The organism is Quatrionicoccus australiensis, assembly GCF_020510425.1.
In the GTDB taxonomy this organism is placed as follows: domain Bacteria; phylum Pseudomonadota; class Gammaproteobacteria; order Burkholderiales; family Rhodocyclaceae; genus Azonexus; species Azonexus australiensis_A.
This window is the reverse complement of the sequence record NZ_JAHBAH010000001.1, coordinates 4027679-4046413: the sequence shown is the minus strand read 5'-3', so window position 1 is coordinate 4046413 and position 18735 is coordinate 4027679. Positions and strand designations below refer to the sequence as shown.

Below are 18735 nucleotides of genomic sequence, written 5' to 3'. Positions count from 1 at the left end.
GCGGCAAGCTATTTGTCAGTGAATCAGTAACCCCAATCCTCGTGCCGGACCGGCAGGGCATTCAGTTCATCACGCAGATGCTGCCATTGCGGCATGAACAGCGCCATCAGCGACACAAAGCGTGCGTTATGGCTCGGCTCCAGCAGATGCGTCATTTCATGCACGACGATGTATTCAAGGCATTCCGCCGGCTTCTTGGCGAGGTCGGTATTGAGACGAATCGCGCCCGTTGCCGGGTTGCAGCTTCCCCAGCGGGTTTTCATGCGCTGCACAAAAACGCGGCCGACCTTGACGCCCAGCACGGGCTCCCACTTGGCGATCAGTTCCGGCACGGCAGCGCGGATTTGCTCGCGGTACCAGGCATCGAGAATCTCGCGACTGCGTAACTCGTTCGTCCCGGGGCGCACCTGCAACACCAGCTTGCTATGTTTCAACTCGATGGCCGAGGCCGCTTCAAGCTCGACACGCTTGAGCAGATAACGCCGGCCCCAGACGTAGTGGCTTTCGCGGTCCACATATTCGCGTGGCGCTTCGCGTTGCTGCACCTGCATCTTGCGCTGCTGCGCCTTGATCCAGGAGAGTCGGGAGATAACGAAGACGCGGATGGTATCCAGGTTCATGTGGCCGGGCGCCGCGATACGCACGCGGCCGAGGGGCGGCAGGACACTCAGGTGAAGATTCTTAATCTTCTTCCGCAACACCTCGATCTGCAGGTTGCCCAGATCGATCTGCTCGACCATCAGTACTCGCCCCTCTGGGCAAAAATGATCGGGAACAGGCGATTCACCTCATCGATATTGCCCAGCACCTTGAACAACTCCTGTTTGAGCATCTGTTCGCGGGCGGTCACGCCGCGCCAGTCAGCCTGACGTTTTTGCTTGATGATTTCGTCGATACGCAGCGCCAGGGCAAGCGCGGCATCCGTTTCGCCATAACCGGCAGATGCTTGTGCGGCCTGGTTGCCGGCAACGTGATCCTTGAGGTTGTTGTAGAGCGCCAGTCGGCCCGCCGTATTCAACACCGCAGACGTTTCCGCTCCCCTGCCCGTCTGCACCTGCTTCGCCACTTCGGCAATGCGCTGCAGATACTCCTCGTACTCGATGGCCTTTTCCTTGCGCAGTTTGATGATCTCATCGAGCAGCGCCGACATCCGGGCGAAAAAAGCCGGATCGGTCAGATGCTCCTTGATGATCTTGCTGCGCACATTGTTTTCGATGCACTCGGCAATCGCCTCGTGGTTTCCCTTCAATTCGCCCAACTGCCCGGCAATGGCATCGGCAATGCCAGTCTTGACGATCAGGTCAAGCAGGCCGATATCATCGAAGGGCGAAATCTTGCGTGGTGCCGACGCCTCGATGTAAGTGTCGATCAGGTGCCGCATGTCGGCCTCGAAAGGCTTGAGGTCCAGCGTCTCGCCAGCCACTCGGCGGATATACTCGCGCAGGTCGAGGTAATGTTTCTGGCGGCGCTTGATGCCTTCGATTTCGGCCACGCTGTAGCCGGCCGGTTCCAGTTCGTCGGCAATATTGGCGTAGGCGCGGATCAGCGCGACGACGCCCCGATAAAGCGCGACGCGCTGCGGCTCGTGGGCGGCCAGATCGGTGGCGATCTCGGTATTGCCGCAAAAATAGCGGCTATGGTCGAGATCGGCTTTCGGCGGCTCGACCGGTTCGCAGAGCAGTTCCAGAGTCTCGAAAGCCGCTTCCAGGCGCTCGCGCCAGAGACTCAGGCGGTCTTTCAGCAGGATTTCCGGATCGCCGCCCGGTGCGCTGCGATCGAGTTCTGCGATGTAAACGGCAATCGCCTTTTCGACCTTGGGAAATAGCCCTTTGTAGTCGACGATATGGCCGAAATCCTTGTCCTCGCCATCAAGCCGGTTGGTCCGGCAGATCGCCTGGAACAGGCCATGATCCTGCATTTTCTTGTCGATGTAGAGATAGGTACAGGGCGGCGCATCAAAGCCGGTGAGCAGCTTGTCCACAACGATCAGCAGCTTCATGTTGGCCGGTTCCTTGACGAACAGCGCCTTGACCTTCTCCTCGTAGGTTTCGGTTTTGTTCATGCCGGGGCCGGCCACAACACCCTTCAACAGCGTGTTGTAGGTGTTGTAGATGAACTGCTTGTCAGTTTCGGTCTGGGCGCCGATTTCTTCCAGCGTCACGTTGCTGGCCTGCGGGTCGTACGAAGTCACCACCGCGCAGCGCTCCTTGAAGCCGGTATGCCCGGCCGAGAACAGCGTGAAATACTTGCAGGCCTCGTAAATGCTCGAAGCGACCAGCAGCGCGTTGCCGCGCTCGTTCGACAGGCGCGGCTTCACGGCAAAGTCGTAGATGATGTCATTGACCACGCGATCCATGCGCGAGCGCGAACTGAGCACATTCTGCATCGTCCCCCAATGGCTTTTCAGCTCGTCCTTTTGCCAGGCGTTGAGGCCCTTGGTCTTGATTTCGAACCACTGGTCGATCTGCTCGGTCGAGCCCAGTTGCTGGTCGATATCGCGTGCCTCGTAGATCAGGTCGAGCACCACGCCGTCTCCCACCGCCTCGCCGAACTTGTAGGTGTGGATGTAGCCGCCGAATACTTCCTCGCTGGTCGCCTTGTCGTCCTTCTTCAACGGCGTGCCGGTGAAACCGATGAAAACGGCATTCGGCATCATCGCTTTCATGACCCGGTTGAGCCGACCGCTCTGCGTGCGGTGGCATTCATCGACGAAGACGAATACCTCACCCAGCGTCGGGCTCGGCTGCGCCTGCAGTTCCGCGATGAAAGCCTCGAACTCATGTTCCTTCTTACCACGCGCCCCTAGGCCGAATTTATGTACCAGCGAGCACAACAGACGCGGGCTGGCCTGGCCGAGCTGGTGCATCAAATCGCGGCCGCTGCTGGTCCGGTAGATGCTCTCGCCCGCCTCGGTAAACACGCGCATGATCTGCTTGTCCAGTTCATCACGGTCGGTGACGATGGCCACCCGGGCATGCGGATTGTTGGCCAGTATCCAGCGCGCCAGCAGCACCATCAGGATGCTCTTGCCTGCCCCCTGGGTGTGCCAGATGATGCCGCCGCGCTTTTGCCGGACATGCTCCTGGGCCGCCTTGATGCCGAAATACTGATGCACGCGCGGCAGCTTTTTGATGCCGTTCTCGAACAGCACAAAATCGCGCAAGAGTTCGACCAGACGGCCTTTTTCGCACATTTTCAGCAGGTATTTATCGAGCAGATGACGGCTGGCATCCGCCTCGTCTTCCTTCCATTTCAGAAAGTACTTTTCCTCGGTCTTGATCGTGCCGTAGCGCAGGCCTTCCGAATCATTGCCGGCCAGCACCAACTGCACCGTACTGAAAAACCAGGCGTTGAATTCCGGCAACTGGTTCGACAGATTCTGACGGATGCCCAGGCCGATATCCGAGCGGCTATTCTTCAATTCCAGCACGCCGATGGCGATACCGTTCAGGTAAAGCACAACGTCCGGCCGCCGCTCGTGGCCGCCCTTCAAGGTCACCTCCTCGGCCAGCGCGAAATCGTTTTTCCCGGGTTCGTGCCAGTTAACCAGGTGCACCGTTTCGGTCACCTTCCCGGCCTCGATCTTCACCGGCACGCCGTAGCGCAACAGGCTGTACACCGCCTCATTGTTGCCGTACAACGAACGGCTGTGGTTGTCCGCCTCCCGATGCAGGATATCGAGCGCCCGGCCGATCTGCGCCGGCGAATAACCAGCGCCGCCCAGGTAGGCCGTCAGTAGTGGCCCGTCGATATTGCTGTTGGCCGCGCGGTCGCTCCAGTCGCCCAGATAGCGATAGTGCAGTTCGTCGCGAAAGAGCGCGATGACGCGATTCTGCGTAGCGCGTTCGGGTTGGCTGATGCTGCTCACTTCAATACCTCCCAGTGGCCGCCCTTGCGCGGACCGACAAAGCGTAGACGTCCCTCCTTGACCAGCTTGGCGGCAGCACGCTCCACTGCGCGGGTAGACTTGCCGATGGACGATGCAAGGTCCGCCAATGTCAGTTCGGGATTTGCCACCAAGATGGCGAGTACTTGTTCCGGCGTTTTTACCGGCGTTTTTACCGGCGTTTTTACCGGCGTTTCTTCAATTGAGGTAGTAGCCGACGGCAAGCCAGCAGCCGCCAAATGCTCCGGATTCGCCTTGAAAGTCAGCATCAGCCCCGACATCTCAAAGTCATAGCCAGGAGGCTCAATGCCGTGCCCCTGACATTCACGGGCAATTTTCTCGATGCCCCGCCCCCAGGATTCGATATAGCCCGCCCGAAAGAAGGCATTGGCGAGCAAGGGGTTGGCCGGCCGTGAAGGATGCTTGCCAAGCAGGCGTTCCATGGTCCAGCCCTCCGGCATATAGCCGGAATTCCAGATGACGATCTGATGTTCATAGACGCTGATCTGGATCGGGATGCCGCTACAGTAATCCTTGTGGATCACCGCGTTGAGCAACGCCTCGCGCAAGGCTTGGCGGGGAAACAGGAAGGTTTCCAGGCGCTGGATGCCTTCATAGCTGATATAGGCCTTCAGGTATTTGGTGTGCAGCAGATCCAGCGTCTTTTCCACCTGGGAAAACAGGTCGCCATGGATTTCATCCTGGTAACGCAAGTCATCGTCGGTGATAAAAAACCCGATCTTGATCCAGGCCCCTGGCACAAAACGCTCAGGCTGTTTGCCGAACAGCAAGGCCGTAGCCCGCTTCAGGAAAGCGCCATCCTCCAGTTGCAGGCTGCTCAACAAGGCCGCGTCACCATCGGCAAGCACCGCTTCATCCACCCGGCCACTGCGCACCGCCTTGTCGCGGAACCATTGCAGCGCCGCAGGCTGGCAATCGGCCAGCGACAGGCCGGGCACCGGCACACCATCCCAATGTAGCCCCTGCTTCTTGAGCAGGAAGCGGCTCAGCGCCGCCCCCTTCAACTCCTGCTTGGTACTGCCGCTGCGATAGTGATATTCGCCCTTGTAACTGATCGGGCTCGGGTAAGGAGCGACGCGGATTTCCAGCAACTCCTTGCCGGCTTCCACCAGCAGATTCACATCGACCATAATGCCCAGCACATCGCGTACCTTGTTCGGAATATCCTCCAGCAGCTTTTTTGCATCCCTGACGCCAACCGGCTCGCCACGGTCATTACGCCCGATCACCAGCACGCCGCCCTCGGCGTTGGCGAAACCGCAGAGCCATTTCAGGTACTCGTCCCGCCAGGATTCCTTCCACTCGACCTGCTGGCTCTCTTTACTGGTCGGCATCAGCCCGCCGCCTCGCAAACCTGCTTGATGATCTGTAAAATCCAGCCGCTGATGGCCCGTGTGTCGTTGAGGACGGCATGGCGCAGTTTTGGCTCCAGCCAGCGGCGCAGGGCATCGATCACCGCCGCATCCACCCGCTCCTTGCCAAGCGCCTTCAGTGCCTGCACCAGCAGGCCGCTTTCGCGGTACTTGAAGCCGACATCCTTGAGCGGCGCCTTGCGGAAAGCCAGCACCTGTCGACCTTCTTCGCCAACAGGATACTCGCGGCTCGGCCCGTCGGAAAGATAGACCCAGCGGCCCGGCACCTGCGTAGACAGACCGAGCAGATTGAGCGCCGCCTCGCCCGAGGGCTGGATGCGCCAATTGAACTTGCGCGCCAGCGCCCCGGCCACCTGGTCGATGTCCGGGCTCAGATTCTGGGCGAGCAAATCGCTGTAGCGCGGGTAGTCGTAAACGCCGTGACAGACCCGGCGAATCCGCCCGCCGCGGGCCAGCGTAGACAGCGCCTGGTGGATATTGGCCTCGCCAAAATCGGCGATAAAATCCGTCTTGGTAAACGCCCAACCCCTACCGCGCCCATAAATTCTGGAAAGTATTTTTTGTTCAACGGCTTGCATGAACGAAAGAATAAAGTTTTTTCAGGAAAATGCTAGCACTTCCCTGAAAACATAGCCGATGACCAGAGGATTGTTTTGCCGACTGTCCGAGGTGATGCAGCTGATCTCGCCAACAAACCCACCCGGTCGCAGCTCGACCCCGGATTCAGGCGGACGGCTCACTTTCACCGAACTTGTCCCACAAGGCCGTTTTGAACCAGACCGGCATCAGGTCGGTCTTGACCTCAATTTCCTCGCCACCCGTCACCTCTGCGATCCAGACGCGTTCGTGACCCGAGTTATCAAAAATGTAGGCGCGATCAGCAAAGCTCACAGCATCGGACAGAAGGTCGAGCGAATTGGCATAACGACTGATGATCTTGTCTTCCGGCACCGGATGCCCGCCCGTTTCGACCCGATGCCGCACGCGATCAACATTGATTTCCGGGTCGGCGGTTGCCACGAAATAGAGGTAGGTCCGAAAACCGGCCTGCTGTGCCTTGCGTAGGAATTCCACCTTATCCGGTGACGACATCACCGTCTCGAACGTGAAGGAAATCCTGGCGGCCAACAACTTGTGCCGGATGAAGTCGGCCAGCACGGAAGCGAAATAGGAATTGACGGCCACGCCACCAAAGCGAATTTCGTCGCCAATCAGTTGCAGTTGCTCAGTTTCCGCCAACAAACCCGCCTTGCACAACAAGGTAGACTTGCTCAGAAACGCATGCAGTTCGGCATCCGAGCCGCTCACCTCGAAAGCACTCAAGCCGAGATGGCCCTGTGCGCGGATGGTTTTCTCGATCTCGTCGGCATTGATATACACCCCCAGCCACTCGGCAGGCAGCACTTCCTTGATGGTGCTTTTGCCCGAACCGTTCGGCCCGGCAAACACCCGCAAACGAGGAACCGAAGTGTTCATCACTTGCGCGTCCGCACCCGCTTGCTGCCCGGCGTTACCGCCACCGGCGCCGGCAGGTTGCGAATCAGCCGCTGCCCGCCCTCGGCCGTGGTTTCCACCAGCTTGCCGTTGACCGCCTCCAGCACCTTGCCGCTCGTCGTCAGCGCCTGGTAGTAGGCTTGTTTGACGGCATTACCCGCCAGTTCCGGGATGTGGGCCTCCATGGCCTGCATGGTCTTTTCATTCAAAACGCCTTTCCTGCCCATGACCTATTCCTTTTCCTGACTGCAACAGTTGCAAAGATACCCGTTTGGCGTAGGTTTTGTCTCCCGAACCAAGCGAACGCCCCTTGATCGACATCTTTGATGCCCCTCTCCCACGCCAAAAAAACGAAAAATTACGGTCGACCGCAGCATTTTGCTTAACGTGCGCCAAAAATTTCAGTGTTCTCCAAATAAGGTATTGCACCGAATAATGGCGTGTTCGATGTTGTCGTCGGAAAAAATCGGCCGATCCAGCTTGGCCTGCCATTCCGGATTCGAACGGATGACTTCCTTTACCGAATCCAGCCTGACTAAGCAGCCAGCACGGCGCAAATCTTCCATTGCCATATCGACCGTGGCCAGCAATTCGAGATCGTCATTCGTCTTCCGGCGGAACTGCTCCAGCCAGTCCAGAACATCCTCGCCATACCATTTCAGGAAATAAGTCTCTGCTTCGCCGATATGCTCGCCGGCAACAAACCCGGAAAACTGTTCGCGGGTGTGCTGCTGGACGTAGCCTTTCTTCAGCGCAATGCCTTCCGGCCCGCCGTACTTGGTTGCCGGGTTGTAGGGGCCGGCCCTTTTCTTCAAATAGCCTTCGGCCTGCCGCTCGACATGACGATGCAACAGGTAGGAAAGCTTCGTATAGCGTTTGCGCCCCAACGGCCATTGCGCCGAACCGAAATGCTTGGCCAGCACCGAAATAACCACCGCTTCGTTGATCTGCCAGTTGTGCGACTTGCCTTTTTCCGGTTTGGCCTCTTCCTTTACCGGAAAGGGAATGACCTCGGCCTTGGGCTGAACCAGGCGTATCCGCCCGGTCAGCAATTCCTGCATCATGCCCTGCTTGAGCTGGCGGGCCTTGGTGAGTCTGGTTTCGAGCGCGGCGAGTTCGGCGTCCAGGTCGGAGAGGACGGAGGCGATGGCGGTTTGTTCTTGTTCGTTTTCAGGCATCTCAATTTGAAACGCCTTCACATCTATTGAGTTCACTGAATCAAACGTAGAACCTTTGGAAAGCATTGCCCAAAGAGGTTCCTTGGCAATTAGTGCATGGAAAAGGAAGTCGTTTGGGTAACGGATTGCACAGACCCCTCGTCCGAGACACACGTCGAATATGGCAATAGAAATTTCTCCGACCGGAGCGCGAACAGACATAAGGATGTCGTCACGCCTTCCTTGCTTAGTGACCTCTGTTGTAAATACTCGCTTTATAGTTTTGCGATTCGAGATGTCTGCATTGCCTTGAATCAAAGGCAAGCCATCCCCTTTTGCGTTGTAATTAGCTGAGCGTGGAGACTGTCCCATAACGATCTCTGCAATGTCTCCCAGTCGCGTAACCGCCCAATTATCCCCAAACCCCGGCAGGCGCTTTTGGCCGGTGAGGAGTTCCTGCATCGCGCCTTGCTTGATCTGGCACTTTTTGGCGAGCAGATGTTCCAGTGATTCGATCAGCGCATCCGCATCGCTCAGGGCTTCGGCGATGGCTTGTTGTTCGGGACGAGGAGGCAGGACTATTTTCAGTGACTGGAAAGCCGGCATATAGATGCTGTTATGCGTACTTCCAGCCATCAGTTTTTCCCATTCGGGCGCCATCCAGCGAAAGAGGTAAACCAGGAAATAATTGAAAACTCGCGGACCACAGATGTAATTTGCAAAATCCTGGCTTGTCGCCATATCTCGACCAAGCGTCGTTACCTTCCCCACTGTTGCTGTCCGGGAAAACACAACCGTTCCTTTCGGTAACAAGCGAGCCGAAGAGTGCTTGATACCTTCGTTCGTAACTGTCTGAGAGGTTGTATAGATTTCACGGCCACCTAGAGAATCAGTGTCGTGCAACGAAACCCATGGAATGTCGCCCCCCCAGTATTCAGGATGCCTACGACTAGGGGTGTGTCCGCTCTCCAGTTTTGCAACATGCGTCAATTGGACGCAATCCCAATCCTCCGGAATCACCCCAACCTCAGTCTGTTTGAACCCCGGCTTCACGAGATAGCGGGCGTTCGGCTCCCTCACTTCCATGCGAAGCCCATCCTTTCGAGGTGGCGGCTGACGCGAGCTTCCAATTCCGCCCCCCGGTCGACCATCTGCGGCAACGGGTTTTCGTAGCGTTCGGCCAGTTCGCGGACGCGGCCGGTCAGGGTCTGGCTGACACGGTCCATTTCGCCGTGGATGGCGGCGTCGAGGGCGGCCAACCATTTGTCTTCGACGACCAGGGTCTTGATCTCGGTCTGGCTCAGCGTCGGGTAGTGGGCGTAGGCTTTCAGGTCGAGTACGGTTTCCGCTTCGCGGAGTTGCTTTTTCAGCGCCGTTTCTTCGGCGGCCAGGGACAGCCAGTGCTGGAGGACGGCGAGTTCGGCTGCGGCTTCCTTGTCCTTGGCGCTGACTTTGCCAATTTCCCTGATGCGGTCCTTGACCCCGGCGGCATTGATCTTGTCGAAGCCGGTAAAGACGTCATCCTCACCGCCGTGTTCTTCTTCGAGTTCAGCCAGTTGCGCGGCAACGGCTTCGAGATCAGCGCCCAGTTGCTCAATGGCGGCCTGTTCGGCGGCGAAGTAGCGGGCGACGACCAGGGGCTTGGGCAGCAGGTCGCAGGCCCAGCCCTTGTCCTTTTCCTTGCCCTTCTTGTCCTTTTCGATGATGCGGTAGGTTTTGGCCTGCCAGCCGTCGGTGGCGATCAGGTAGGCGTCGTCCTGCATCGTGCTCGCCCAGTAGTCGCGCAGATGCTGGTAGACGTCGTAGGCGTCGATCAGCGGGCGGTCGGCGTAGTGAGCGAGCAGGCTTTCGCCGATGTCGACGATGAGTTGCTTGGGATGGAAGCCGGGGGCCAGGGCTTTCAGCTTTTGCGTCCATTCGTCGCGCCAGACGGCGAAGTGGCGGTTCATGCCGGCGATGAAGGCGGTGAATTCGGGGTGGTCGTGGATGCTGGTCTTGATGGCGCTTTTGTCGACGGCCAGATCAAGGTAGCCGGGGCGCTTGTCTTGGAACAGGCTCGCCCTGAGTTGCGGGCAGACGGCCCAGTAGAGGGCCAAGGCATCGACATCGGCGAGAGGGATGCCGCCTTTGAGGTGGCCTTCGATGTCCTGCTTGTCTTCGCGCTGGCTGGCGTCGATGTAGCGCGGCAGGTTGAGGTTGTAGTCGTTCTTCGCGATTTCGTCGCGGCCGACCATGCGGGCGTAGCTCGGCTCACTGTCATCGAGGCGGCTGAAGACGTCGACGATCTTGTGGATATCCTGCTCACGCAGGCGGTTCTTCGGACCGTCCTTCATGTAGCCACGGCTGGCGTCGAGCATGAAGATGCCTTTGCGTGCGGCAGCGCCGGCCTTGTCGATGACGATGATGCAGGCCGGAATGCCGGTGCCGAAAAAGAGGTTGGCCGGCAGGCCGATGATGCCCTTGATGTAGCCGCGCTGGATCAGCTTGCGACGGATCTCGGCCTCGGCATTGCCGCGAAACAGCACGCCGTGCGGCAGGATGCAGGCGCCGGTGCCGGTGGGTTTGAGCGAGCGGACGATGTGCAGCAGGTAGGCGTAATCGCCCTGCTTGGCGGGCGGTGCGCCGAAGGTCTGGAAACGGTCGAATGGGTCGTGCAACGGGTCCAGCCCGGTACTCCAGCGTTTATCGGAAAAGGGCGGATTGGCGACGACATAGTCGAAAGTCTTGAGCGCCTCGCCGTCACGGAATTTCGGATCGGTCAGCGTATTACCTTGCAGGATCAACGCACCGGGATTGCTGTGCAGGATCATGTTCATGCGCGCTAGGCCGCTGGTTGCCGCGTCCTTTTCCTGGCCGAAAAGCGTGACGTCGGCGCTGGCTTCCTCGCTGACTTTTAGCAGCAGGGAGCCCGAGCCGCATGTCGGGTCATACACGGTCGTGGCGTTGCTGGTGGCAGCGCTACCGATGCCCGTTACCTTGGCAACAATGCGACTGACTTCGGCCGGGGTGTAGAACTGGCCCTTGCTCTTGCCGCTGTCCACGGCGAAATGCTGCATCAGGTATTCGTAGGCGTCGCCGAGGATGTCGTCACCGTCGGCCCGATTCTTCGAGAAATCCAGCGCCGGGTTCTCGAAGATGGCGATCAGTTCGCCGAGGCGCTCGACTTTTTCCTTGCCGGAGCCAAGCAAGGCCGGATCATTGAAATCGGCCTTGATGGTCAGCTGGTTTGCCTTTTCCAGCGGCGCGATGATGCACTTGTTGATCAGGTCGCCGATCTCGGGATTGCCCTTGAGCGCCACCATGTCGGTAAAGCTGGCGCCGGCCGGCACCTGGATGGGCGCGAAAGCCTGATTGGCGTACTTGTCGCTGACGTACTTGATGAACAGCATGACCAGCACGTAGTCCTTGTACTGGCTGGCGTCCATGCCGCCACGCAGGGCGTCGCAGGAGGCCCAGAGAGATGAATAAAGCTCGGATTTCTTGATGGCCATGGAGTGTTTTAGTTTTAACGGCGGGCAGCGAGGGCGTAAGGATACTTGCTACGTCTGCATTCGCCCAGCCGGTATCGCCACTGTCACCGATACACGCTGTTGCAAAACTCCTGTTGAAATCTGCCGCGTCAGGCGGCAACCTTGCGGCAACAAAAATCCGGCACCATGGTCGGCGCTTCCCGCTCTGGCGCGTTAAGCGCGTAATGAACACTTCATGGGCCGTCACAGAACAGCAAGCCATGGCCATCGACCTCTTCCCGCTTTTCGCTCAAATTCCGGCGTCGGCCGTCCGGACGCCGTTCTGCGCCCGTCGCCTCCGGAGCGGCCTGGGCGCCGGTGTCCTCGCCCTGCTCTCCGGCTGCACCCTGCTCGGCCCGAATTACGTGGCGCCGACCCTGAGCAGCACCGAAGTGCCCGAGCAATGGACCTCGAAAACCAATGCCACCGGCGAAAACGTCGCGCCGGACGACAAGCAGGCCGTAGCCGGCAACTGGTGGGGTGAATTGGCCGACCCGGTGCTCGACCGTCTGGTCGGCGCCGCCTTCACCACCAGCCCGACCCTGGAAGCCGCGCTGGCGCGGGTCAGCCAGTCGCGCGCCCTCTACGCCCAGAGCAATGCCTCGGCCCTGCCCACGGCGCAGGGTGGCGCCGGCAACGACACCAGCCAGAGCGACAACACCGGCGGCATTTTCAACCAGAGCTGGCTGTCGCTCGGCGCCGCCTGGGAAATCGACCTGTTCGGCGCCGTCCAGCGCGGCAAGGAAGCGGCCAAAGCCCGCACCGAATCGCAGCTGGCCACATTGGCCGACGTCCGGGTCAGCCTCGCCGCCGACGTCACCGACGCCTACCTGAGCTACCGCGCCTGCCAATCGTATGAAGCACTCAGCGCCGAAGACGTCGCCTCGCGCCTGGCCACCGAAAAGCTCACCGCAGCCAGCGTCCGCGAAGGCTTTACCGCGCCCTACCTGGCCATCCGCAGCCGCGCCTCGGTCGCCGAGGCGAAGACCCAGCTCGCCGCGACGCATGCCTTTTGCGAACGCCAGGAAAACCTGCTCACCCGCCTGACCGGCATTCCCCGGCCCGAGCTGATGACGGCGCTCGCCGACAAGCCGACCGGTCTCGACCGCCTGCCGGTGCCGCGCCATTTCGACATCGCCATTCCCGGCCAGGCGCTCACCCAGCGCCCCGACATCCGCGCCGCCGAGCGTCGTTTGGCCGCCGAATCGGCCAACATCGGCGTCGCCGAAGCCGACCGCTACCCGCGCCTGACGCTGAACGGCGCCCTCGGCTATTCGGCCGGCAGCGGCGTATCGCTCGGCAACTGGTCGTTCGGGCCGTCGTTCAGCCTGCCGATTTTCGATGGCGGCCGGCGCCAGGCGGCGGTCGAACAGGCCAAATCGAAATACGACGAGGCGCTCGCCGACTACAAGGCAAAGACGCGCGCCGCCATCCAGGAGGTCGAAGACGGCCTGACCCGCTACGCCGCCGCTCACGAGCGCGCCGAAAACGCCCGCACCTCAGCCAACCAGTACCAGAGCTTTTTCGACTCGGTCGAGATCCGCTACCGCGAAGGCGCCAGCAATCTGCTCGAACTCGAAGACGCCCGCCGCGCCATGCTGAGCGCCCAGCAAACCCTGCTCAGCGTGCAGCAGGAACGCCTGCAGGCCTGGGTCGCGCTCAACCGCGCCACCGGCGGCGCCGCCCAGTACGCTCCCACCCTGCCCCGGCCGATCGAAACGGCCGGCGCCCGGACCACACCCGTGAATTGAGTTGCCCATGTTCCCCGCAAATACGCCCCGCAATCGCATCAAGGCCGCCGCGCTGCTCGCTGCCCTCGCCTTGCCGATCACGCTGGTGATCGGCGCCACGCCCTTCACCCCGCCGCCCGGCGCCGCCCAGATTCCCGTCGTCACCAAACCGCTGGCAGCCGCCGCCAAAGCCGAACCGGCCGCGCCGCTACGCCAGGTCGCCGTACTGCGGGCCAAAACCGAGAACTGGCCGGAACGCCTGGAGGCGAGCGGCAATGTCATGCCCTGGCATGAAAGCCGGATCGGCACCGAAGTCAGCGGCCTGCGTCTGGCCAGCGTGTTGGTCAACGAGGGCGACCTGGTCAAGAAAGGCCAGGTGCTGGCCCGCTTCGACACGGCCAGTGTCGAAACCGATCTCGATGTCGCCAACGCGCAGCGCGTCGAGGCCGAAGCCGTGCTCGCCCAGGCCAGCGCGACGCTGGAACGGGCCAACCGGCTGGCCCCGTCGGGCGGCGTCAGCCGGCAGGAACTGACCCTCTACGAAACGCAGAAGCACACCGCCGAAGCCCGCCTCAATGCGGCGCGCGCCCAGGTCAAGCGGCAGCAGATCAAGATGGAGCTGGCCACCGTCAATGCCCCCGACGACGGCCTGATTTCATCGGCTTCGGCGCTCGAAGGCAGCATCGTCCAGGGCGGCAGCGAACTGTTCCGGCTGATCCGCCAGGGCCGCCTCGAATGGCGCGCCGAAGTGCGCGGCGACATGCTGCTCAAGCTCGCCGCCGGCCAGGAAGTCGTCATCCACAGCCCGCTCGGCAACGACATCAAGGGGCGCGTGCGGCGCATTTCGCCGACCATCGACATCGCAACGCGCAACGGCTACGTCTATGTCGACCTGCCGCAGGGCACCGACATGAAGTCCGGCCTCAGCGTGACGGGCAGCTTCAATCTCGGCAAGAGCAAGGCGCTGGTCATTCCATCCGCGGCCCTGCTGCGCCAGGGCAAGAGCAGCCAGGTCCTGGCGGTCGACGCCGATGGCAAGATCGAAATGCTCGAAGTCACGACCGGGCGCACGCGCGACGACTGGGTGGAAATCCTCGGTGGCCTGGACGATCAGACGCCGATCGTGGCGCGCAATCTGAAGGGACTGAAGGACGGCGACTTGGTCACACTATCGACCAAAACGGCCGACAACGGCCAGCCCTAGTTTTTCCGGCGCCGATCGGCGCCCGGAGCGGCAGGCGAGGATTACAAACTTGTAATCCTCGCGTCAGCCACCTGTTGCCCGCAAGCGACGAAAATTCCGCATCACCAACGCTGATAAGGAATTCGCCGTGCGCCCGACTATCTCCCTGCTTTCCGCCCTGCTCTTTGCCCCGTTCCTTGCTGTCAGCCTGCCTGCCCAGGCCCAGCACGACCACCATGCGATGCCGGCAGCCGGTCAGGCGGCACCGCTGAGCGACGGCCTGGTCAGGAAAATCGACAAGGCCGCCGGCGAAATCGTCATCCAGCACGGCCAGCTCGACAGTATCGGCATGCCGCCGATGACGATGAGCTTCGGCGTTGCCGACAAGACCTGGCTGAACAAGCTCAAGGCCGGCGACAAGATCCGCTTTGCCGCGGAAATGAAAGGTGGCAGCGCCATCGTCAGCCGCTACGAAATGGCCAAGTAGCCAACATGCCGGAAATCCTTCCCAACTGGCATCCCGCGATCGTGCATTTTCCGATCGCCCTGACCATCACTGCCACGCTATTGCTGCTAGTCACCTACCTGCGCCCCGCCAATCCGCAACTGCTGCCGACGGCCCGCCTGTTACTCAGGCTGGCCGCAGGCGGTGCAGTTGTGGCCGCAATTTTCGGCGGACTGGCCTTCCAAAATGTCGAGCACGATGCGGCGGGACATCTCGTCATGCTCAGCCATCGCAACTGGGCGTTGGCCAGCACTGCCGGGCTGATCCTCGCGGCTCTCCTGGATGGCTTTGGGAAATTTGGCCAGCGCAGCCTGACGCTCGCCCTGCTGGCACTGTCAGTCAGCGTCGGCATCACTGCCTGGCTAGGCGGCGAGATGGTTTATCGGCACGGTATTGGCGTATCAGCGACCGCCCTTGCAGCAGAAGCCGAGCCGCAGGCAGCAACAAACGAGCCGCTGGTAACTCCTCCGGCAGCCTCACCATTGTTGCCGGGCGAGCATATTCACGCCGATGGCAAACGCCATCATCATTGAGATAGGCATGGTCATGACACGCTGCCTGATACTCGCCCTCCTCCTGACGGTGCAGCCGGCCATGGCCGGTGAAACCTTGCCTGGCACCAGCGTTGAATCGTTGCTTGCCGCAGCCCGCGCCAACAGTGCCGATCTGCGCATGGCGCGCCTCGAAGCGGAAGCGGCACGCGAACGCATCCAGCCGGCCGGCGCCCTGCCCGACCCGGTGCTACGTATCGAACTGGAAAACATCACCAAGAACGGCAGCCAGAGCGCGACCCTGTCGCCTTCCGGTGTCGGCGACACCAAGTACACCTTGATGCAGCCGCTGCCTTTCTGGGGCAAGCGCGATCTCAAGCGCGAGGTCGCCAGCGCCGAAGCCGAGCAGGCTGCGGCGCGTTCGGCCGACACCTGGGCCGAAGTCGCCAACCGCATCAAGACCCTCTACGCGCAATACTGGCTGACCGGCCAGACGCTCAAGCTGGTGCGCGAGAACATCGCACTGACCCGTCAGCTCGAGCAGATCGCCCAGGTCCGCTACACCGCCGGCCTCGCCGCGCAGCAGGACGCGATCCGCGCCCAGTTGGAGCGCAGCAACATGGACAGCGAACTGCTCGGCATGGAAAGCGAATACCGGCAGCTCGCCGGCTTCATCAATGCCATGCTCGCCCGCGACAACCGCGCCGCGCTGGCCGAGCCGGCCGCGCTGCGTCCCGTGCCGGCCGGGCTCGATGCGGAACGCCTGAACGAACGCCTGCGCGCCGCCAACCCGCAGCTGGGCGCCGAAAAGGCGCGCGTGGACGGCGCTGGCAAGAGCCGCGAACTGGCCTACCGCAACCGCTACCCCGACTTCACGCTGGGCGTGGCGCCGATGCAGGTCGGCAACAAGGTCGATGCCTGGAGCCTGATGCTGGAAATGAACCTGCCGCTGCAGCAGGAAACCCGACGCAGCCAGGAACGCGAAAGCGAACGCATGCTGGAAGCGGCGACGGCGCGCCAGGAAGCGCTCGGCCACCGCCTGCACGGCGAACTGGCCGGCACGCTGGCCAATCTTGAAGCGGCGCACGGCACGGAACGGATCACCCGCGACCGCCTGCTGCCGCAGGCCGAACTGACTTTCAAATCGGCACTGGCCGGCTACGAGAACGGCAAGGTCGATTTCGCCACCCTGCTCGACGCCCAGCGCCAGATCCGCAATGCCCGCCTGGCGCTGCTGCGCACCCAGGCCAGCCAGCAAATGCGCCTGGCCGACCTCGAACGCCTGCTTGGAGAAGACCTGTGAAAAACGGCCCCACCCTGATCGCCCTGCTCGTTGCCGTCGCCGCCGGCGGCATCGGTGGCCACTACCTGACGACCGGCAGCGGCCCGCAAAACGCCGCAGCGGTCGACGGGCAAAAACCGGCCAAAAAGCTGCTCTACTACCGCAACCCGATGGGCTTGCCCGATACCTCGCCGGTGCCGAAAAAGGACCAGATGGGGATGGACTACATCCCCGTCTATGCAGGCGAAGACGCCACCGCCACCGACAGCGGCCTGAAAATCAGCGCCGAGAAAATCCAGAAAATGGGTGTCAAGGTCGAAGCCGCCAAATTGCAGATGCTCGACCGCACAGTGCGCGCCAGCGGCCGTGTCGAGATCGACGAAAGCCGCAGCTACACGGTGACCGCCAAGTTCGAGGGCTACATCGAGCGCCTGCACGTCAACACCACCGGCCAGCCGGTCGGCCGCGGCCAGCCGCTGTTCGAGGTGTACAGCCCGGAACTGGTCTCGGCGCAGCGCGAATACGCGATCGCCGCGCAAGGCGTCGGCAAGCTGAACGAAGCCGGCAGCGAAGCGCAGGCGGCAATGCGCCAGCTCGCCGATTCCAGCCTGCAACGCCTCAAGAACTGGGATATTTCCGAAGAACAGGTCAAGGCGCTGGCCAGTTCGGGGAGCGCAAAACGCACGCTGACCTTCCGCTCGCCGGTAAACGGCATCGTCACCGAGAAAAAGGCCATCCAGGGCATGCGCTTCATGCCCGGCGACACGCTGTTCCAGATCGCCGACACCTCGGCCGTCTGGGTTCAGGCCGACGTTTTCGAGCAGGACATCGCAGCGGTCAACCTCGGCCAGAAGGCAAAAATCAAAATCAACGCCTACCCGGGCGAGGTTTTCGCTGGCCGCATCGCGTATGTGTACCCGACGCTCAATGCCGCAACACGCACGGTCCCTGTCCGCATCGAACTGGCCAACCCGAAAGGCCGCCTGAAGCCGGCGATGTTCGCCGAAGTGGAGATTCCGGTCGCCGGCGCAACGCAAGTCGTCACCGTGCCGAACTCGGCGGTCATCGACAGCGGCAGCAAGCAGGTGGTCATCGTGCAACTCGGCGAAGGCCGCTTCGAACCACGAAATGTGCGCCTTGGCCTGCGCGGCGGCGAATTCGTGCAGATCCTGGACGGGATCAGGGAAGGCGAAATGGTGGTTGCCGCAGCCAATTTCCTGATTGATGCGGAAAGCAACCTGAAAGCCGCGCTGGGCGGCATGCAAGCGGCGCCCGAAGCGACTGCGGCCAAACCGGCGACAGTCGGGCACCAGGCGGTTGGCGTCCTGAACGCGATTGATGCCGCAGCCGGGACGGTGACGATTTCGCATGAGCCGGTGGCGAGCTTGAAGTGGCCGGCAATGAAGATGGATTTCGTACTGGCGAACCCGGCGCTGGTGGCCGGGCTCAAGCCGGGGGCGGGAGTCAGGTTTGAGTTTGTTGAGAGGAAGCCGGGGGAATGGGTGGTGACTTCCCTGGAGGGGAAGTGATGGCACACCGTTTTTCTCTCTTGAACACAGTTTTACCGGGGTCTTCCGCGCTGCGGGGCGTCTCGCCTGCGGCAGCGGTTGCTCCTGTTGAGCGTGATTATTCGACCCTGCGGACGGGCTTTGCCTTGGTTTCGGCTACGGAGGATGCTGCTCTTGCTTGGCGTGATGTTTCCGCCTTGCGGGCGGGCGTACTTTCTTTTGCTTCGCCAAAAGAAAGTAGCCAAAGAAAAGGCGACCCCAGGCTACGCGGTCGGCGTTGCCGACTTCCCTGCGCTACTCGCTGCCGGCGGGCGCTGCGGAACTCGGGGCTACGCCCCTCAGACAGTCCTCGCGCTTTTTCCGCCAGCAGCTCCGTTGCTCGGCGCTCCACATGGGGACCCGGAAAGGCGTCTCGGAACGACGGCTCTGCCCAGGAAGAAAAAAAGAAATGCCTTGTTTTTAACGGTCGACCGCTGGAAACAACCCAAAACCATCTCTACCGGTTCGGCGGCGACGCCTTTCGGGTCCCCCTGAGAGGCGCTGAGCAACGCAGGCTGGCCGGGGGTTTCGGCTTGCGTCTGTCTGAGCCGAAGGCG

Annotated in this window: 14 protein-coding genes; 6 read left to right on the top strand and 8 right to left on the bottom strand. The window is 61.3% G+C overall.

What is annotated here, in order from left to right; all coding sequences use genetic code 11:
• Positions 1-23: 23 nt before the first annotated feature.
• The 8 genes from KIG99_RS19365 to KIG99_RS19330 form a co-directional block, all read right to left on the bottom strand.
• Complete coding sequence (locus tag KIG99_RS19365) at positions 24-740, bottom strand: M48 family metallopeptidase (RefSeq protein WP_226461659.1); 717 nt, start codon at positions 738-740, stop codon at positions 24-26.
• On the bottom strand, positions 740-3868 hold the full coding sequence (locus tag KIG99_RS19360) for a type I restriction endonuclease subunit R (RefSeq protein WP_226461658.1): 3129 nt from the start codon (positions 3866-3868) through the stop codon (positions 740-742). The genes KIG99_RS19365 and KIG99_RS19360 overlap by 1 nt, the downstream gene beginning before the upstream one ends.
• Positions 3865-5241: an ATP-binding protein gene (locus tag KIG99_RS19355; protein WP_226461657.1), complete on the bottom strand. Its 1377-nt coding sequence runs from the start codon at positions 5239-5241 to the stop codon at positions 3865-3867. Before KIG99_RS19355 ends, KIG99_RS19360 begins: the two co-directional genes overlap by 4 nt.
• Entirely contained in the window at positions 5241-5858 is a 618-nt protein-coding gene (locus KIG99_RS19350) for a DUF6088 family protein (protein WP_226461656.1), read from the bottom strand. Before KIG99_RS19350 ends, KIG99_RS19355 begins: the two co-directional genes overlap by 1 nt.
• A 145-nt stretch (positions 5859-6003) precedes the next feature.
• Positions 6004-6729: a zeta toxin family protein gene (locus KIG99_RS19345; protein WP_226461857.1), complete on the bottom strand. Its 726-nt coding sequence runs from the start codon at positions 6727-6729 to the stop codon at positions 6004-6006.
• Between the two features lie 26 nt (positions 6730-6755).
• Positions 6756-6983 carry a hypothetical protein gene (locus KIG99_RS19340; RefSeq protein WP_226461655.1) on the bottom strand — a complete coding sequence of 76 codons (228 nt, stop codon included), beginning with the start codon at positions 6981-6983 and terminating at the stop codon, positions 6756-6758.
• Between the two features lie 192 nt (positions 6984-7175).
• Positions 7176-9017, bottom strand: coding sequence for a restriction endonuclease subunit S (locus tag KIG99_RS19335; protein WP_226461654.1), 1842 nt, complete (start codon positions 9015-9017; stop codon positions 7176-7178).
• Positions 9008-11422 carry a type I restriction-modification system subunit M gene (locus KIG99_RS19330; RefSeq protein ID WP_226461653.1) on the bottom strand — a complete coding sequence of 805 codons (2415 nt, stop codon included), beginning with the start codon at positions 11420-11422 and terminating at the stop codon, positions 9008-9010. The genes KIG99_RS19335 and KIG99_RS19330 overlap by 10 nt, the downstream gene beginning before the upstream one ends.
• A gap of 203 nt (positions 11423-11625) precedes the next feature.
• Between KIG99_RS19330 and KIG99_RS19325 the strand changes: the two genes are divergently transcribed.
• From KIG99_RS19325 to KIG99_RS19300, 6 genes are all read left to right on the top strand, one after another.
• Positions 11626-13191 (top strand): efflux transporter outer membrane subunit, encoded by a 1566-nt coding sequence (locus tag KIG99_RS19325; protein ID WP_226461652.1) that lies wholly within the window; start codon positions 11626-11628, stop codon positions 13189-13191.
• A gap of 7 nt (positions 13192-13198) precedes the next feature.
• The gene (locus tag KIG99_RS19320) at positions 13199-14374 is read left to right on the top strand and encodes an efflux RND transporter periplasmic adaptor subunit (RefSeq protein WP_226461651.1); all 1176 of its coding nucleotides are present in this window, start codon (positions 13199-13201) and stop codon (positions 14372-14374) included.
• 127 nt (positions 14375-14501) lie between these two features.
• Positions 14502-14840, top strand: coding sequence for a copper-binding protein (locus tag KIG99_RS19315; RefSeq protein ID WP_226461650.1), 339 nt, complete (start codon positions 14502-14504; stop codon positions 14838-14840).
• A 5-nt stretch (positions 14841-14845) separates the two neighbouring features.
• Positions 14846-15391, top strand: a complete 546-nt coding sequence (locus KIG99_RS19310) for a DUF2231 domain-containing protein (RefSeq protein ID WP_226461649.1) — start codon at positions 14846-14848, stop codon at positions 15389-15391.
• A gap of 13 nt (positions 15392-15404) precedes the next feature.
• The gene (locus KIG99_RS19305) at positions 15405-16652 is read left to right on the top strand and encodes a TolC family protein (protein ID WP_226461648.1); all 1248 of its coding nucleotides are present in this window, start codon (positions 15405-15407) and stop codon (positions 16650-16652) included.
• A complete protein-coding gene (locus KIG99_RS19300) occupies positions 16649-18160 on the top strand; it encodes an efflux RND transporter periplasmic adaptor subunit (RefSeq protein ID WP_226461647.1) in 1512 nt (503 codons plus the stop codon). Before KIG99_RS19305 ends, KIG99_RS19300 begins: the two co-directional genes overlap by 4 nt.
• The last annotated feature ends 575 nt before the right edge of the window (positions 18161-18735 follow it).

Excerpts from the sequence above, each read along its gene's own strand:
- KIG99_RS19325 (WP_226461652.1), top strand. The coding sequence starts at position 11,626 with ATGAACACTTCATGGGCCGTCACAGAACAGCAAGCCATGGCCATCGAC.
- KIG99_RS19310 (WP_226461649.1), top strand. The coding sequence starts at position 14,846 with ATGCCGGAAATCCTTCCCAACTGGCATCCCGCGATCGTGCATTTTCCG.
- KIG99_RS19330 (WP_226461653.1), bottom strand. The coding sequence starts at position 11,422 with ATGGCCATCAAGAAATCCGAGCTTTATTCATCTCTCTGGGCCTCCTGC.
- KIG99_RS19350 (WP_226461656.1), bottom strand. The coding sequence starts at position 5,858 with ATGCAAGCCGTTGAACAAAAAATACTTTCCAGAATTTATGGGCGCGGT.
- KIG99_RS19365 (WP_226461659.1), bottom strand. The coding sequence starts at position 740 with ATGGTCGAGCAGATCGATCTGGGCAACCTGCAGATCGAGGTGTTGCGG.
- KIG99_RS19335 (WP_226461654.1), bottom strand. The coding sequence starts at position 9,017 with ATGGAAGTGAGGGAGCCGAACGCCCGCTATCTCGTGAAGCCGGGGTTC.
- KIG99_RS19305 (WP_226461648.1), top strand. The coding sequence starts at position 15,405 with ATGACACGCTGCCTGATACTCGCCCTCCTCCTGACGGTGCAGCCGGCC.
- KIG99_RS19355 (WP_226461657.1), bottom strand. The coding sequence starts at position 5,241 with ATGCCGACCAGTAAAGAGAGCCAGCAGGTCGAGTGGAAGGAATCCTGG.
- KIG99_RS19320 (WP_226461651.1), top strand. The coding sequence starts at position 13,199 with ATGTTCCCCGCAAATACGCCCCGCAATCGCATCAAGGCCGCCGCGCTG.